A 528-nucleotide genomic window follows, 5' to 3' on the forward strand; every position below is an offset into this window, starting at 1 on the left:
GTTCAACGCGATACAGATGGCGATGGAGATCCTGATATAACAGATCCAGATGATGATGGTGATGGAATTCCAGATGATAAGGAAATAGAAGCAGGATCAGATCCAAAAGATCCAAACAGTATTCCAAGCACAGAAATTCTAACCCCTCCAACACTGGGAGATATTGCCAAACAAACAGTAGTGGAAGGAAATGCTATTAATCCAGTAACACCAGAAGCATCGGAAAACGCAAAAGTAGAAGTAAGTGGATTACCAGAAGGTGTAACAGTAGATGGACAAACAGGAACAATCAGTGGAACACCAAAAGTTAATGACTGGGGAGCAGTAGAGGAAGAAAGAACATTCACAGTAACTGTAAAAGCAACTGATGAAAAAGGATTATCTACTACAAAAACATTTGATATAGTAGTTCAACGCGATACAGATGGCGATGGAGATCCTGATATAACAGATCCAGATGATGATGGTGATGGAATTCCAGATGATAAGGAAATAGAAGCAGGATCAGATCCAAAAGATCCAAACAGT

At 39.8% G+C, this 528-nt stretch carries 1 protein-coding gene; it reads left to right on the forward strand.

Annotated elements, in window-relative coordinates; genetic code table 11:
• On the forward strand, positions 1 to 528 hold a 528-nt coding region (locus ACQV2G_RS09160; RefSeq protein WP_428876651.1), incomplete at both ends, for an Ig domain-containing protein.

Source organism: Facklamia sp. P12955, assembly GCF_050409565.1.
Classification (GTDB): domain Bacteria; phylum Bacillota; class Bacilli; order Lactobacillales; family Aerococcaceae; genus Facklamia.